Origin of the sequence: Amycolatopsis ponsaeliensis, assembly GCF_030182635.1 — a bacterium.
Taxonomy (GTDB): Bacteria; Actinomycetota; Actinomycetes; order Mycobacteriales; family Pseudonocardiaceae; genus Amycolatopsis; species Amycolatopsis ponsaeliensis.
Map to the genome: position 1 here is coordinate 119056 of NZ_JAPZLD010000010.1, position 14565 is coordinate 133620.

Sequence of the window (14565 nt, forward strand, 5' to 3'; positions counted from 1 at the left end):
ATGGTAGAGCGGGACCCGGGTTGGGTGGACGGCGTCGACTCCGCCGAAGCCCGGCTCATCACCGGCGCGTTGGTGCAGGCGGGAGGCATCGGTGACGCGCTCGATCCACTGCGTGCGCGCCCGGGTGTGCGTGACAGCTCCGGAGACCCGGGCAAGGTGGCGCTCGTGTCGAACAAGCTGCGGGTCAACCCTTTCCAGGCGGTGCTGAGCGACTCGGCCAAGCCGGGTGACGGCCCGTACATCGTGACCCTCGACGCGATGAAGGAGCTGCCGTTCGCCGCGGCGCACGCCTCCCTGTCGCGGTGGGACCTGGTGGTGGCCGAGCTGGTCGGCAACGGTTTCGTGGTGAACGTCTACACCGGGGTGAGCGCGGCCAGCCCCGTGCGGCCGGTGCCGAACCCGGGACCGAGCCTGGTCCTGGCCGAGATCCAGGTTCCGAAGGAAGGCACGCCGCCGACGGTCACCGACCGGCGGCAGTTCACCGCCGGGATGAGCGGGATCCTGCCCGTGCGCGGTGACACCGATCTGCCGCCCGCAGCGACCGCGCACAGCAGCCAGCTCGTGTACCGCGTCGACACCGGTGTCCTTCTGTGCAAACGGGATTCGGCCTGGGTGCCCTACCGGCCGCCCCGTGGGGACATCTGGCATCCCATGACGCCCCTCGAGGGCGGCTGGAAGAATTTCGTCAGCGGCTACAACACTCCCGCGTACACCCTCATGGACGACGGCTGGGTGCGGCTGCGCGGTGTGGTCTGCAACGGCACGATCGGCGAGACGGTCTTCACGCTCCCGAACAACTGCAAGCCTCCGGTGCAGTGGCTGCTCGGGGCCAGCACGAGTCCCGACGCACACGGCCTGGTCAACGTCCTGCCGACCGGTGCGATCAAGGCGACCAAGGGCAACCCCGCCTGGATCTCGCTGGACGGCCTGACCTTCGCCACCTACTAGGCGGGCACGAATGGGCGCGACCTACACCTACCTCATCGCCGATCTCCGGACCGGCACCATCCTCGACGAGCTACCCCTCTCCGGCGTCTCCTTCGACAAGAAGCTCAACGACACCGGCACGTTCCGCGGCCGCCTGCGCGTCGACGACCCCGAGATCCGGATCCGTGAACCCCGGGTACTCGCCGAACCCGGACGCTGCGCCGTCTACGTCGACCGGGATGGTGACCTGCTGTGGGGCGGCATCGTCTGGACGAGCCGTTACAGCGCGGCCGGCGGGGTGCTGGAGCTCGGCGCCGCCGACTTCTTGTCCTACTTCGACCACCGGCTGGTGCTCGATCCCGCCGATCCGGCGAAACCCGTCCCCCTCAGCGGGGACCAGCTCGACGTCGTCCGGCAGCTGACCGCTGTCTTGCAGTCCCATGTGGATGGTGACGTCGCCGTGCGGGTCACCGGTCCCGCCTCCTCCGGGGTGTCCCGCGTCCTGACCTACGCGCCCGCCGATCTCAAGGTGGCCGGTGAGGTCCTGCGCGATCTGGCCAACACCGACGACGGCCTCGACTTCGCCTTCGACGTCCGCTACGACGGGAACGGCGTGCCCGAACGCCTGCTGAACCTGGGCTACCCCCGGCTCGGGTCCGCGGCCGGGGCGGACGCCTACGTCTGGGAGTACGGCGCGAACCTGGTCGACTTCGTCTGGCCGAGCGACGCGGCGAGCATGGCGACCCGGGTGCTGGGCACGAGCAGCGGCGGCACCGTCCCCGTCGTGCGGGCCGACCCGACCGCGCACGACGCCGGCTGGCCGCTGCTGGAGGCGGCCGCGTCCCCGGTCGACACCGCGGACCCGGCGATGCTGGCCGCGCACGTCGCGGGCGAGCTCGCCGCGCGGCGGCGGCCCGTCGTGCTGCCCGAGCTGACCGTGCGCGCCGACCTCGATCCCGTGGTGGGCTCGTATTCGGTCGGCGACGACGTCCGGGTGGTCGTCGACGACCCGTTCTTCGCCGGCGACCAGCTCGACGTGACCGTCCGGCTGCTCGGCCTGGCGGTCACCCCTGGCGACGACGCCGGGCAGGAAGAGGTCGTCCTGACCGTCGCGCCCCTGCTGGAGCCCTCGTGAGCCGCGTCAACCAGCCGGACACGCTGGTTTCGGTGCTCCGCGAGATCCAGCGACGCCTTCGCGTCCTCGAAAGCACCCGCCGCGCGACCACTTTCTCCGCCCGCGCCTCGGCGCCGGTGACCGCGTTCCAGCCCGCGCGCCCCGGCGAGTGGCCCGGCACGGACTCCGCCGAGTGGACGCCGCTGGTCCGGTTGCTCACCCGGCCCGGCGACGTCTTGGTCGTCCTCGACGTCGTAGCGGACGACGCGGGCGAGGCACGGGTGCTGGTGGACGGCGAAGTGGTCTCCACCGTCGAGGTCACCGGCGAGGTGGGTCGCCACGAAGTCGCTGTCACCGCGGACGCGGCCGTGACCGTGACCGAGCTGACCGTCGAAGCCCGCCGGACCGGCGCCACGGGGACGGTCCGGGTGGCGGCGTTCGCCCTGTGACGCGCTGTCCGGAACGAGACAGGTATTCACCGCCCTCTTGACCGGTTCGTCGGGCGTTGCCGAAGGTGTCGAGGGATGACATCGTTGGCAGGAGGAGCTCAGTGAAGAGCAAGGTCCTGGCGGGCGCGTTGACGCTCGCCGTGGTGGCGACGGGGGTGAGTCCCGTTGTCGCCGAAGCGTCCGGTGGGGACGCTCTCGACGCCGTCAACACGTTCATCGGCACGCAGGACGAGGGCAACACGTTCCCCGGCGCGTCGGCGCCGTTCGGGATGACGCAGGTCAGCCCGATCACCTCGCACTACGCCGGCTACCGCTACACCGACACCGCGATCCGCGGCTTCGGGCACTTCTTCCTGTCCGGTGCGGGCTGCTGGGAGCAGGGCGGCCTCGTCTCGACGCTGCCGACGACCGGTGAGATCGGCCCGGGCAAGGCCTTCGACACGACCAAAGCGTCCACTTTCGACCAGAAGCTGTACGCGGCGCCCTTCACCCACGACGGCGAGGTCGGCAAGCCCGGCTACTACAAGGTCCACCTGACCGGCTACGGCGGCGTCGATGTCGAGACGACCGCGGCCACGCGGGCGGGCGTCGAGCGGTACACGTTCGCGAAACCAGGCGACAGCAACGTCTTCGTCAACGTCGGCCAGGCCAACGACAAGGAACCCGTCACGGGCAGCAGCATCCGCGTCGTCGACGACCGGACCGTCGAAGGAACCGTGGAGTCGCAGGCGTTCTGTGGCGGCAAGGCCTACACGACGTACTTCACGACGAAGTTCGACAAGCCGTTCAAGTCCTCGGGGACGTGGTCGCCGACCGGCGGCACGCCCGGCAGCAAAGAGTCGTCGGGCGGTGCGGGCCTGCGCGGCGCGTGGCTGACCTTCGCCGGCGGCGGGCAGGTCACCGCCACCACCGCGATCTCCCAGGTGGACGCGCAGGGCGCGCGGGGCAACCTGGCCGCCGAGCGCATCCGGTCGTTCGACGCGGCGAAGGCCGACGTCCAGCGCACCTGGCGCAAGGAATTGTCCAGTGTGGACATCAAGGGTGGCTCGACCGACGACCGCACGGTCTTCTACACCTCGCTCTACCACGCGCTGCTGCAGCCGCTGACCGCCAACGACGCCGACGGCCGTTACTACGGCTTCGACAAGAAGATCCACCGCGCGGTCGGCTGGACCTACTACGACTTCTTCTCGCTGTGGGACACCTACCGCTCGCAGAACCAGCTCTTGGCGCTGCTGCGGCCGGACCGCGCCAAGGACATCGCGAAGAGCATCCTCGCCATCCACGACCAAGGTGGCTGGCTGCCGCGGTGGGCGTACGCGAGCCAGGAGACGAACACGATGACCGGCGACCCGGTCACGCCGTTCCTGGTGGACCTCTGGCGCTTCGGCGCGCTGTCGGGCAACGAAATGCGCGCCTACCAGGCGCTGCTGCAGAACTCGACGCAGATCCCGCCCGCGTCGTCGCCGTTCCAGGGCCGCTCGGGCAACGCGAGCTACCAGCAGGACGGCTTCGTCCAGTACGACCCGGACTTCCCGAAGAAGGGGCAGGACACCGACCCGAACCACGGCGCGTCGGCCACCCTGGAGTACGCGCTCGGTGACTGTTCGCTGTCGGTCATGGCCGCGGCGCTCGGCAAGAAGGACGATGCCGCCGCGCTGGCCGCGAAGGGCCGGACCTACCGGACGCTGTGGGACGAAACGCAGACCGACCGCGGCTTCACTGGCTTCTTCCGCCCGAAGGTGGCGGGCGGCAACTGGTTCAGCCCCGCCGACAAGCCGTACAGCCCGCAGAGCCAGGACGGCTTCCACGAGGGCACGGCCTGGCAGTACCAGTGGCTCGTCCAGCAGGACGTTCCCGGCCTGGAGCAGCGGATGGGCGGCCCGGCGGCCACCGGCAAGCGGCTTGACGACTTCTTCGCCTACGACGAGCTGGTGAAGAACCCCGCGACCGCGGTCCGCGAAAACTGGGTCGTCGGCCCGTACGACTACTACGACCAGTTCCGCTACAACCCCAACAACGAGCCGGACCTCCACTCGCCGTGGATGTACGCGCTCACCGGGCAGCCGGCGAAGACGTCGACGGTCGTCCGGGCGGCGCACACGCTGTTCACCAACGCACCCAACGGCGTCACCGGGAACGACGACCTCGGCACGATGTCGGCCTGGTACGTCTTCAGCGCCCTCGGCCTCTATCCGGCCGTCCCAGGGACTGGGAATTTCGTGCTGAACTCGCCGCGGTTCGCGAAGTCCGTGCTGCACCTGGAGAACGGGCGCGACATCACGATCAAGGCGCCCGGCGCGGACGGCTCGAAGCTGCAGTACGTCTCGGGCCTCGAGGTCGGCTCGAAGCGGAGTGATCGCGTGTACGTCAACGTGGACCAGTTGAAGCGTGGCACGACGCTCGACTTCCGCCTGACCGCCGACGCCGCGGCGGCCACGTGGGGGACGGCACCGTCCTCCGCACCGGTTTCACCCTGCTCGGAGTAGCAGGTGGACGCTCGCGGCCGTGGTCCAGACCACAATGGACCACGGCCGTGAGCATCGTCACGGGCCCCGGTGTTCCCGTGAGGGCCATCACGCCTCACACTGGGTATCAGCACGTCCGACAGCGCCGTTGACGTCCACAGGCAGTCCGCCGTGGACGGTGCGTCGGACGTTTGTCATGTCACGACCAAAACGTGGTGAGACCCCACAGGAGGAAGAAGTGTCCAGCAAGGCCGCTCTAGTTTTCCGCGTGGCCGCAGTCGCCGAAGCCCTGTCCTGGGCGGCGCTGCTTGTCGGGATGTTCCTCAAGTACGTCGTGCACTCCTCCGGTGAGGGCGGCGTGCCCGTCATCGGCATGGTGCACGGCGTGATCTTCGTCCTCTACGTGGTCGTCTCCCTGTCCGTGGCGAAGCCGCTCGGCTGGCGCCCGAAGACGCTGGTCCTCGCCCTGCTCGCGAGCATCCCGCCACTGTTCACGTGGCTGTTCGAGAAGTGGGCGCTGCGCAACGGCAAGCTCGACGGCCCGCAGCGGCTGTCCCACGGCGGTGTCGGCCTGTTCCAGGTCCGGGAACCCGTCGCCGTCTGATCCCGGAATGTGAGAAAGGGCCCGCGCTCCGGCGCGGGCCCTTTCCGTTTCGCGGCTACTCCGTGAAGTCGCCGGCCGCGCGGCGCACCTTCGTCAGCAGGTCCGTGAGCTGCTCGGTCTGCCGTTCGGTGAGCCCGGTCAGCCCGAAGCCGATGTCGTTGACGGCGACGGTCGCGGACTCGCGGCGCTTGCGGCCTTCGTCGGTGATCTCGACGAGCGTCGTGCGCCGGTCGGTCGGGTGCGGGACGCGCTTGACGAGCCCGTCGCGCTCCAGCCGGTCGACTATGTTGGTGACACTGGTGGGGTGCAGCTGGAGCCGCTCGCCCATCACCCGCATCGGCAGGCTGGCGCTGCGGGCGAAGGTGAGCAGCACCAGTGCTTCGTACCGGGCGAAGGTCAGGCCGTGCGGCTTGAGCGCGCCGTCCACCGCGGACTGGATGATCTGCTGGACCCGCATCACGCCGGTGACCGCGGCCATGGTGCCGGAGGGCCCGATCCGGGCCTCCCAGAGCTGTGCCGCGCGGGCGATCGGGTCGAACGGCAGCGGACGGTTCATGACACGCGAAGTTACCAGCGGGTACCGGCGGGTGTCGCACGACCGGCGGAAAGAGCAACGAAGAAGGGACTTCCGAGCATGATCGTCGCGTTCAGTGTCAGCCCGTCCGGCGGGGAGCCCGACGGCGGAGTCAGCGAGGCCGTCGCCCGCGCCGTCAAGGTGGTCCGCGAGTCCGGGCTGCCCAACTCGACCAACGCGATGTTCACCAACATCGAGGGCGAGTGGGACGAAGTGATGGACGTCGTGAAGCGGGCGGTCGAGGCCGCGGGGGAGGGCTCGGCGCGGGTCGGGCTGGTCCTGAAGGCCGACATCCGCCCCGGCTTCGAAGGCCAGCTCGAGGCCAAGGTGGACCGCATCGAAGCCCACCTGCGCGACGGTTCGTGACCGGCTAGGGGAGTGGCGGGGTGAAGGCGACCGTCCAGCGGCCGTCTTCGGTCGTCACCGTCAGCGGGTAGCTGAACAGCTTCCCGTCGCCGAGGGCACCCGTGACCGTCGCGCGGTCCGGGGCCGCCGCGTCCGGGCCGAGCTCCACCCGCACGTCGTGGACGCCGCGGTCCGCCAGCACCGTGACGTAGTCCTTCGCGAAGTCGCCCCCGCCGGACCCCGGGTAGTCGAGCAGGCCGGCGAGAGCGTCGGCGTCGTGACCGGACAGGGCCGACACGAGCCGGTCGCGCAGCTCGGCGGGCGAAGCGGCGCCCGGGTCCGGTTCGTGCACGATGAGCAGCGTCACCGCGCCGATCCAGGCGACGGCGGCCGCGATCGACAGGCCCACCTTCACGTCACGCCGGATGTGCACCCGGCCGAGCCTGCCCCAGCGGCGCCGTCCTGCCAAGCGGACCGGCCGGGCACCCCGTGAAACTCCTCCGGCACGCGTGCCAGGATGGAGTCGTGACACAACCACGCGGATCTGCAGCGAAGTCAGCGGCCTTGTCCGCCGCCCTTTCCGGCGCGGTCGACCTGTCCGCGCTCAAGGCCCGCGCCGAATCGGCGCAGAGGCAGCCGGCCCCGTCGGCCGGCCCGGCCGGTGGCGACGCGCCGCCGCCGCCCGCCCCGGGTTCGTCCGAGGCCGTGATCGATGTCACCGAGGCCACCTTCCAGGCCGAGGTCGTGGAGCGGTCCCTGCACCAGCTGGTGATCGTCGACCTGTGGGCCGAGTGGTGCGGCCCGTGCAAGCAGCTGTCCCCGGTGCTGGAGCGGATGGCCGCCGAGTCCGGCGGCGCCTGGGTCGTCGCGAAGGTCGACGTCGACGCGAACCCGCGCATCGCGCAGCTGTTCGGCGCGCAGTCCATCCCGACGATCGTCGCCATCGGCGGCGGCCAGCCGGTCGACGCCTTCTCCGGGGCGCTGCCCGAGCCCGAGATCCGCAAGTGGATCAACGCGCTGCTCGACGCCCTGCGCGACAAGCTCCCGGCGATCCGCGAGGCCGAGGCCAACGGCGCCGGCCCGGTCGAGGAGCCCGAGGACCCGCGCTTCACCGAGGCGGAAGAGGCCTTCGAGCGGGGCGACTTCGCCGCCGCGCAGGCCGCCTACGAGCGCATCCTCGACGTCGAGCCGGCGAACGAGCTGGCCAAGAACGCCCTGGCCCAGGTCAAGTTCACCGCCCGCGCGGAGAGCGCCGACCCGGAGGCGCGCGCGAAGGCCGACGCGGACCCGTCCGACCTCGCGGCCCAGCTGGACGCGGCCGACCTGGAGATCGCGGAGAACAATGTGGAGGCGGGCTTCAAGCGCCTGATCGACACGGTCCGCCGAACGGCGGGCGACGACCGCAACAAGGTCCGCGAGCACCTGGTGGCGCTGTTCGACCTGTTCGACCCGGCCGACGACCGCGTCATGAAGGCCCGCCGCGACCTGGCGTCCGCCCTCTTCTGAAAGCCATGAAGGGCACCCTCATGGCTTTAAGAGCCATGAGGGTGCCCTTCACGACATCGGACTAGGCGTACTGCTTCGAGCAGACCGACGAGCCTTCGAGATAGCCCCGCCGCAGTGACTCGACGCGGTCGAAACCGCTGTCCGGGCGCTTCCCGTTGACGTCCGCCGAGATCAGGCTCTCCGGCTGCAGCAGGTCCGCGATGGCCTCGTCGAGGTCACCCGCCGAGAGCCGCAGGTCGCCCGGCCGGTTCGTGAACGCCGCCCACGCGCCCACCAGGCACGCCGTGCGCAGCCCCGCGTTCGCGTTGTCGATCGACGCGCCGACGCCCTTCTGGATGCCCAGCGCGTAGCGCGAAGCGACCTCCGAGAACGCCGCGAAGTCGCCCATGCCGCCCGGGTCTTCGCCCTTCATCTCGGCCTCGCGGTCGATCGGCTGGGCCAGCTGCGACAGCTTCGCGAGGTCGATGGCCACCGTGTTGTTGTCGGCGCAGTACGACGCCGGCGGCGTGGTCTGGCAGCTGCCGCCGTCGGCGATCTCCGGCGCGGCCACCCCGGCGCCCTTGAAGGCCTCGTCGAGGCTCTTCTTCAGCAGCTCGACGGCCTGGTCGTTGAACTTCGCGTCACCCTTGCCCTTGTCGCCCGGGTCGAACGGGCGCTCGGTGAGGCGGGCCTTGACGTTCTCGGCGTTCATCGCCGCGCACTCCTTCGGGCCCTTCTCGAACCCGGTCTGGAACGCGAAGGTGCGGTCGAACGCCGTGCCGTGCGCGCCGCGGTCGGCGCCGCTGGTGCCCGCCTGGTCGCGGATCAGGAACATCGCCGCCATGACCTGGTTCAGGCCCTCGGACGTCGACACCCGGTAGTACTTGCTCTTGTCCTCGGCGACCCAGCGGAAGTAGCCGCCGGCGAAGCAGTCGGCCTGCTGCTCCTTCACGACGGTCGGGGTGCTCTTGGTCATGTTGGCCTTGTCGCCGAGCCGGTACTGGACGGCGTGGCCGAACTCGTGCGCCAGCACGACGACCACGGACATCGGCCCGAACCGCTGGCGCAGCATCGGCAGCAGCACCCCGCGGTCCCACGCCACCGAGTCGTCGACCGAGCAGTAGAACGCGTTCACGAGCTTCTTGACGCTGCCGCAGCCGGTCTTCTCGGTGTCGGTCTGCGAGTCGTAGGACAGCAGCGACTTCACCGGCTCGAACTGCTCCCCGAAGTCGGCGGGCAGCCGCTCGTTCCAGTACGTCTGGACGTCGTCGATCGCGGCGGTGGCGAGCTTGTCGTCTTCACCGCCGTCGGCGTTCTTGACGTCGATCGTCGGCGTGGGCGCGTCCGGCTTGAGGCCGCTCTCGAAGTGCGTCACCGGCAGCCCGGCGACGGATCCGGCGCCGGTGTCCTTGGCCGGGTCCCCGCTCGCGCCGCCCTTGCTGTTGCACCCGCTCACGGCCACCGCCGCGACGGCGAGCAACGCCACCAGCGCGCGCCGTCCTCCCCCTGGGATCATCTGTTCACTCGCTCTCGTGCCCACCCGGTACCCGACGGGCAGGACCATACCCAGGGCATACGCGGAGCGTGCACGTTATCCCCGAACTACTCCCTGCGCAGGCGGGGCCGCGGCCCGATATCGTCGCTTCCCATGCGTGCAGTCCGCCGGTTCACCGTCCGCGCCAGTCTCCCGGAGTCGCTGTCCGGCCTGGGCGCGCTGGCCACCAACCTGCGCTGGACGTGGCACCCGCCGACGCGCGACCTGTTCGCGTCGATGGACGCCGAGCTGTTCAACGCCGTGCGCGACCCGCTGCGGATGCTCACCGCGCTGCCGCCGTCGCGCCTCGACGAGCTCGCCGTCGACGACGACTTCCTCGCCCGCGCCCGGGACGCGGCCGCCGACCTGGAGAACTACCTGTCCGAGCCGCGCTGGTACCAGCAGCGTGCGGACGCCGAGCTGCCGCCCGCGGTCGCGTACTTCTCGATGGAGTTCGGCGTCACCGAAGCGCTGCCGAACTACTCCGGCGGCCTCGGCGTGCTGGCCGGCGACCACCTCAAAGCCGCGTCCGACCTGGGCGTGCCGATGGTCGGCGTCGGGTTGCTCTACCGCAACGGCTACTTCCGGCAGTCGCTTTCGCTCGACGGCTGGCAGGTCGAGCACTACCCGGTGATCGACCCGAACGCGTTCCCCCTCGAACTGCTGACCGTGGGCGGACGCCCGGTGCTCATCGGCGTCGCGATGCCGGGCGGGCGCGAGCTGTGCGCGCAGATCTGGCAGGCCCGCGTCGGGCGGGTGCCGCTGCTGCTGCTCGACACCGACACCGAGGCCAACGACGACGACCTGCGCGGCGTCACCGACCGGCTCTACGGCGGCGACGCCGACCACCGGCTGCGGCAGGAGATCCTGGCCGGCATCGGCGGGTTCCGCGCGGTCCGGAAGTACTGCGAGATCACCGGCCACCCGCAGCCGATGGTGTTTCACACGAACGAGGGACACGCGGGCTTCCTCGGCCTCGAACGCGCCCGCGAGATCGTGCAGGCGGACGGCCTCGCGTTCGACGAGGCCATGCCCGCGGTCCGCGCCGGCACGCTGTTCACCACGCACACCCCGGTCAGCGCGGGCATCGACCGGTTCCCGGTGGACCTGGTGCAGCGCTACTTCAACGACGGCAGGCTGGTGCCCGACATCGACCCGCGGCGCGTGCTCGCGCTCGGCGCCGAGGACAACCCCGGCCTGTTCAACATGGCGCACATGGGCCTGCGGCTGGCGCAGCGCGCGAACGGCGTCTCCCAGCTGCACGGCCGCGTCACGCGCAAGATGTTCTCCCGGCTGTGGCCCGGGTTCGACCACGACGAGGTGCCGATCTCGTCGGTGACCAACGGCGTCCACGGCCCGACGTGGGTGGCGCGCGAGCTGAGCACGCTGCTCGGCCGCGAATGGGGTCTCGACGTCGGCGAGGGACCGCTGCGCGACGGCGTTTCGGACGCCCAGCTGTGGGGGCTGCGGCGCGAGCTGCGCGAGAAGCTGGTGCACGAGGTGCGCCGCCGGGTGCGCGCGGCGTGGCTGCAGCGCGGCGCGTCCCCGCTGGAGCTGGGCTGGGTGGATTCGGTGTTCGACCCGGACGTGCTGACCGTCGGGTTCGCCCGCCGCGTCCCGACGTACAAGCGGCTGACGCTGATGCTGCGCGACCCCGAGCGGCTGCGCACGCTGCTGCTCGACGAGCAGCGGCCGATCCAGGTCGTCGTCGCCGGGAAGTCGCACCCGGCCGACGAGAACGGCAAGCAGCTGATCCAGCAGATCGTCCGGTTCGTCGACGGCGCGGACGTGCGGCACCGGATCGTCTTCCTGCCGGACTACGGCATGTCGATGGCCCGGTACCTCTACCGCGGCTGCGACGTCTGGCTGAACAACCCGGTGCGGCCGCTCGAGGCGTGCGGGACGTCGGGGATGAAGTCGGCGCTCAACGGCGGCTTGAACCTCTCCATCCGCGACGGCTGGTGGGACGAGTGCTACGACGGCAGCAACGGCTGGGCGATCCCGACCGCGGACGGCGTCACCGACCCCCTGCGCCGCGACGACCTCGAGGCGGCGGCGCTGTACGAGCTGCTCGGCCAGCAGATCTCGCCGCTGTTCTACGACCGGTCCACCGACGGCGTGCCGACCGGCTGGCTGTCGATGGTGTGGCACACGCTGGAGACGCTCGGCCCGCGGGTCCAGGCGTCCCGGATGGTCCGCGAGTACGTCGACAACGGCTACCTGCCGGCGTCCCGCATGGTCGCGGCGGCGACGGGCGACGGCTACCGCGGCGCGCTGTCGCTGGCGGACTACCGCACCAAGCTCGAGGTGTCGTGGCCGCGGCTGCGGATCTTCGACTCGGAGCTGCTGGTGGAGGCGACCGAGCCGCTGGTGGTCGGCACGGAGGTGACGATCCGCGCGCGCATCGACCTGGCCGGGCTCGATCCGTCCGAAGTGGACATCCAGGCGGTGGTCGGCCAGGTGGCGGACGACGACGAGCTGCGCGACGCGGTCACGGTCCCGATGACGGCGGACGGAATCGGAGCGTTCGCGGCGCGGTTGAAGCTGCCACGCCCGGGATCGATCGGCTACACGGTCCGGGTGCTCCCGAAGCACGGCTTGCTGGCCGCCCCGGCCGAACTGGCGCGCGTGGTGCTGGCCTGACCCGTGCCGGTCACGCCCGGTTGCGCGGGCGCAGCACCGTCGCCACGATGCCGATGATCAGCGCCACCGGCAGCGTGATCGCCAGCAGGCCGCCGCTCAGCGCGGTCAGTGCCGCGGCGACGGCCAGCGGCACCACCCACGCCGCGAAGATCCAGGCGTGGTCGCGGTGCCGGTACTGCCTCGGAACCTCGTGTGGCTCGGTCATGGTGCCCACCTCGATCGCTCGTGGCTGTCGGCATCACGATCGCCGTTGCCGCGACCGGGCCGATATGGCCCAACGTCGTGAGCACGAAGGCCCTAAGCCATCGGCGACGGGTGCCGTGCCACCTGACCTGGAGTTACTCCACCTCGCGACGTCCGGAAATCACGCCGCGCGCGGCCGGAAGCCGCGTTAAGTTGAACCCATGCGCTTCGGAATCTTCGTCCCGCAGGGCTGGCGGCTCGACCTCGCCGGCATCGACCCCGCGGACCACTGGAAGACCATGCTCGGCCTCGCGAAGCACGCGGAGGCCGGGCCCTTCGAATCGATCTGGGTCTACGACCACTTCCACACCGTGCCCGTCCCGACCGAGGAGGCCACGCACGAGGCCTGGTCGCTGATGTCGGCGTTCGCCGCCGCGACCGACACCGTGCGGCTCGGGCAGATGTGCACCTGCATGGGGTACCGGAACCCGGCCTACCTCGCGAAGGTGGCCGCGACCGCCGACATCATCTCCGGCGGCCGCGTCGAGATGGGCATCGGGGCCGGCTGGTACGAGCACGAGTGGCGGGCCTACGGCTACGGCTTCCCCGGTGCCGGCGACCGGCTCGGCCAGCTCGACGAGGGCGTGCAGATCATGCGTGACCTCTGGACCACCGGCACGTCCACACTGGACGGCAAGCACTACCAGACCGACGGCGCGATCCTGCGCCCGTTGCCGCCGCAGGAAGGCGGCCTCCCGCTGTGGATCGCCGGCGGCGGGGAGAAGAAGACGCTCCGGATCGCCGCGAAGTACGCGAAGTACACGAACTTCGCCGCCGACCCGGAGACCTTCACCCGCAAGTCGGAGATCCTCGCGCAGCACTGCAAGGACGTCGGCACCGACTTCGACGCGATCGTGCGCTCGGCCAACCACAACATCGTCATCGGCGAGACCGAGAAGGACGTCCAGGACAAGCTGGCCTGGCTGAAGTCCCACCTCGGCAAGTACATCGACGCCGACGCCGTCGCGCGCTGGGCCGGCAACTTCGAGAACAGCCCGACCACCGGCACGCCGGAGCAGATCACCGAGAAGCTCGCCGCGATGGGCGAGCTGGGCATGTCCTACGCGATCTTCAACTTCCCGGAAGCCGCGTACGACCGCTCCGGCATCGACCTGTTCGTCGAGAAGGTCGCGCCCGCTCTCGCCTAGGGCACCGCGGGGCTGCCGCCGGTCTGCACGGGCAGGCCGGCGGTGGCCCACGCGCGGAAGCCGCCTTCGAGGTCGGTCGCGTTCGGCAGCCCCAGGCGCTGCAGGTCGGCCGCGGCCAGGCTCGACGAATACCCCTCGTTGCACAGCACGACGACGGTCGAGCCGGCCGTCACGCCGGGCAGCCGCCACTCGCTGTCCGGCGCCAGCCGCCATTCCAGGTGGATCCGCTCGACGACCACCGAGCCCGGGATCTCGCCCTCGGCCTGCCGGTTCGCGAACGGCCGGATGTCCACGAGCAGCGCGCCCGCCTCCTGCAGCTCGCGGGCCCTGGCCGGGCCGACCCGGTCCAGGCCGGAACGGGCCTGCTCCAGGAACGAATCGATCGCGCTCATCCGTGGACGATAGCGGGCAGCGGCGGGATTTCGGCCGGGACGTCGGCGAGCGTCGCGTACTCCCGCGTCGGCACCAGCGGCGGCGAGTACGCGTGGACGCTCGCCGCGGGCGCGTCCCCGATGCCGGTGACCTGGTGGGCGCGGCCGGCGCCGAAGCCGATGCCTTCGCCGGGAACGTGCGTGCGCCGCCGGATCGGGCCGCCGGGGTAGCGGTACTCCTCGCCCAGCTCGCCCTGCAGGACGGTGAACGAGCCGGACGCGCCGCCGTGGTCGTGCGGCTTCGTGTGCTGGCCGGGCAGCCACGACAGCAGCCACAGCTCGACGCCGTCGGTCAGGGCCAGCCGGGCCCACCAGCGGCGGTCTTCGTCGAACCGCAGGATGTCCTTGACGTTCGCGGTCAGCTCGGTGGTGACGGTGGCGGTCAGGTCGGCCAGCTCACGCGGCGTCCAGAGCAGCCGCGACGGGTGCAGCAGCTCGGGCAGCAGCGGATCGGTCAGCTGCGGGTGGATCTCGACGGCGGGACGGGCGATCGAAGTGGTCAACGCGGGTGCTCCTCGGACGCGGAGGTGATCGGGACGCGGGAACAGCGCGGCCCGGTCTCGCGCGCCGGAAAAGGGCGCGTGGGATCAGCGAAGCCGC

The 14565-nt window shown here is 70.9% G+C and carries 15 protein-coding genes; 9 read left to right on the forward strand and 6 right to left on the reverse strand.

The window, feature by feature from the left end; all coding sequences use genetic code 11:
• The 5 genes from QQ657_RS17085 to QQ657_RS17105 all read left to right on the forward strand — a co-directional run bounded on the left by QQ657_RS17085 (nucleotide 1) and on the right by QQ657_RS17105 (nucleotide 5562).
• Nucleotides 1-948, forward strand: a complete 948-nt coding sequence (locus QQ657_RS17085) for a hypothetical protein (protein WP_284743134.1) — start codon at nucleotides 1-3, stop codon at nucleotides 946-948.
• 10 nt (nucleotides 949-958) lie between these two features.
• Nucleotides 959-2062 (forward strand): hypothetical protein, encoded by a 1104-nt coding sequence (locus tag QQ657_RS17090; protein ID WP_284743135.1) that lies wholly within the window; start codon nucleotides 959-961, stop codon nucleotides 2060-2062.
• Complete coding sequence (locus QQ657_RS17095) at nucleotides 2059-2490, forward strand: hypothetical protein (protein ID WP_284743136.1); 432 nt, start codon at nucleotides 2059-2061, stop codon at nucleotides 2488-2490. Before QQ657_RS17090 ends, QQ657_RS17095 begins: the two co-directional genes overlap by 4 nt.
• Before the next feature lie 101 nt (nucleotides 2491-2591).
• Nucleotides 2592-4979, forward strand: a complete 2388-nt coding sequence (locus tag QQ657_RS17100; protein WP_284743137.1) for a GH92 family glycosyl hydrolase — start codon at nucleotides 2592-2594, stop codon at nucleotides 4977-4979.
• 217 nt (nucleotides 4980-5196) lie between these two features.
• Nucleotides 5197-5562: a DUF3817 domain-containing protein gene (locus QQ657_RS17105; protein ID WP_284743138.1), complete on the forward strand. Its 366-nt coding sequence runs from the start codon at nucleotides 5197-5199 to the stop codon at nucleotides 5560-5562.
• 55 nt (nucleotides 5563-5617) lie between these two features.
• Here the strand turns inward: QQ657_RS17105 and QQ657_RS17110 are convergent, their stop codons facing one another.
• A complete protein-coding gene (locus QQ657_RS17110; protein ID WP_284743139.1) occupies nucleotides 5618-6118 on the reverse strand; it encodes a MarR family winged helix-turn-helix transcriptional regulator in 501 nt (166 codons plus the stop codon).
• A gap of 78 nt (nucleotides 6119-6196) precedes the next feature.
• Between QQ657_RS17110 and QQ657_RS17115 the strand changes: the two genes are divergently transcribed.
• On the forward strand, nucleotides 6197-6502 hold the full coding sequence (locus tag QQ657_RS17115) for a thiamine-binding protein (protein WP_284743140.1): 306 nt from the start codon (nucleotides 6197-6199) through the stop codon (nucleotides 6500-6502).
• A 4-nt stretch (nucleotides 6503-6506) separates the two neighbouring features.
• Here the strand turns inward: QQ657_RS17115 and QQ657_RS17120 are convergent, their stop codons facing one another.
• Complete coding sequence (locus QQ657_RS17120) at nucleotides 6507-6914, reverse strand: hypothetical protein (protein WP_284743141.1); 408 nt, start codon at nucleotides 6912-6914, stop codon at nucleotides 6507-6509.
• Nucleotides 6915-7006: 92 nt separating this feature from the next.
• Between QQ657_RS17120 and QQ657_RS17125 the strand changes: the two genes are divergently transcribed.
• Complete coding sequence (locus QQ657_RS17125) at nucleotides 7007-7987, forward strand: tetratricopeptide repeat protein (protein ID WP_284743142.1); 981 nt, start codon at nucleotides 7007-7009, stop codon at nucleotides 7985-7987.
• A 61-nt stretch (nucleotides 7988-8048) separates the two neighbouring features.
• Here the strand turns inward: QQ657_RS17125 and QQ657_RS17130 are convergent, their stop codons facing one another.
• Entirely contained in the window at nucleotides 8049-9482 is a 1434-nt protein-coding gene (locus QQ657_RS17130; RefSeq protein ID WP_284743143.1) for a neutral zinc metallopeptidase, read from the reverse strand.
• A gap of 132 nt (nucleotides 9483-9614) precedes the next feature.
• Between QQ657_RS17130 and glgP the strand changes: the two genes are divergently transcribed.
• Nucleotides 9615-12143 carry an alpha-glucan family phosphorylase gene (gene glgP / locus QQ657_RS17135; protein WP_284743144.1) on the forward strand — a complete coding sequence of 843 codons (2529 nt, stop codon included), beginning with the start codon at nucleotides 9615-9617 and terminating at the stop codon, nucleotides 12141-12143.
• A 10-nt stretch (nucleotides 12144-12153) separates the two neighbouring features.
• Here glgP and QQ657_RS17140 read toward each other — a convergent pair whose 3' ends face one another.
• Nucleotides 12154-12348 (reverse strand): hypothetical protein, encoded by a 195-nt coding sequence (locus QQ657_RS17140; protein WP_284743145.1) that lies wholly within the window; start codon nucleotides 12346-12348, stop codon nucleotides 12154-12156.
• Between the two features lie 199 nt (nucleotides 12349-12547).
• Here QQ657_RS17140 and QQ657_RS17145 point away from each other — a divergent pair, with 199 nt between their 5' ends.
• Nucleotides 12548-13534 (forward strand): LLM class F420-dependent oxidoreductase, encoded by a 987-nt coding sequence (locus QQ657_RS17145; protein WP_284743146.1) that lies wholly within the window; start codon nucleotides 12548-12550, stop codon nucleotides 13532-13534.
• Here QQ657_RS17145 and QQ657_RS17150 read toward each other — a convergent pair.
• Both QQ657_RS17150 and QQ657_RS17155 read right to left on the reverse strand, forming a co-directional pair.
• A complete protein-coding gene (locus tag QQ657_RS17150; RefSeq protein ID WP_284743147.1) occupies nucleotides 13531-13926 on the reverse strand; it encodes a rhodanese-like domain-containing protein in 396 nt (131 codons plus the stop codon). The two genes, QQ657_RS17145 and QQ657_RS17150, sit on opposite strands and share 4 nt — an antisense overlap.
• Complete coding sequence (locus QQ657_RS17155) at nucleotides 13923-14468, reverse strand: cysteine dioxygenase (RefSeq protein WP_284743148.1); 546 nt, start codon at nucleotides 14466-14468, stop codon at nucleotides 13923-13925. Before QQ657_RS17155 ends, QQ657_RS17150 begins: the two co-directional genes overlap by 4 nt.
• Nucleotides 14469-14565 lie beyond the last annotated feature (97 nt).

Coding starts and splice junctions, on each gene's coding strand:
- QQ657_RS17090 (WP_284743135.1), top strand. CDS start 959: ATGGGCGCGACCTACACCTACCTCATCGCCGATCTCCGGACCGGCACC.
- glgP (WP_284743144.1), top strand. CDS start 9,615: ATGCGTGCAGTCCGCCGGTTCACCGTCCGCGCCAGTCTCCCGGAGTCG.
- QQ657_RS17115 (WP_284743140.1), top strand. CDS start 6,197: ATGATCGTCGCGTTCAGTGTCAGCCCGTCCGGCGGGGAGCCCGACGGC.
- QQ657_RS17110 (WP_284743139.1), bottom strand. CDS start 6,118: ATGAACCGTCCGCTGCCGTTCGACCCGATCGCCCGCGCGGCACAGCTC.
- QQ657_RS17140 (WP_284743145.1), bottom strand. CDS start 12,348: ATGACCGAGCCACACGAGGTTCCGAGGCAGTACCGGCACCGCGACCAC.
- QQ657_RS17145 (WP_284743146.1), top strand. CDS start 12,548: ATGCGCTTCGGAATCTTCGTCCCGCAGGGCTGGCGGCTCGACCTCGCC.
- QQ657_RS17130 (WP_284743143.1), bottom strand. CDS start 9,482: ATGATCCCAGGGGGAGGACGGCGCGCGCTGGTGGCGTTGCTCGCCGTC.
- QQ657_RS17085 (WP_284743134.1), top strand. CDS start 1: ATGGTAGAGCGGGACCCGGGTTGGGTGGACGGCGTCGACTCCGCCGAA.
- QQ657_RS17150 (WP_284743147.1), bottom strand. CDS start 13,926: ATGAGCGCGATCGATTCGTTCCTGGAGCAGGCCCGTTCCGGCCTGGAC.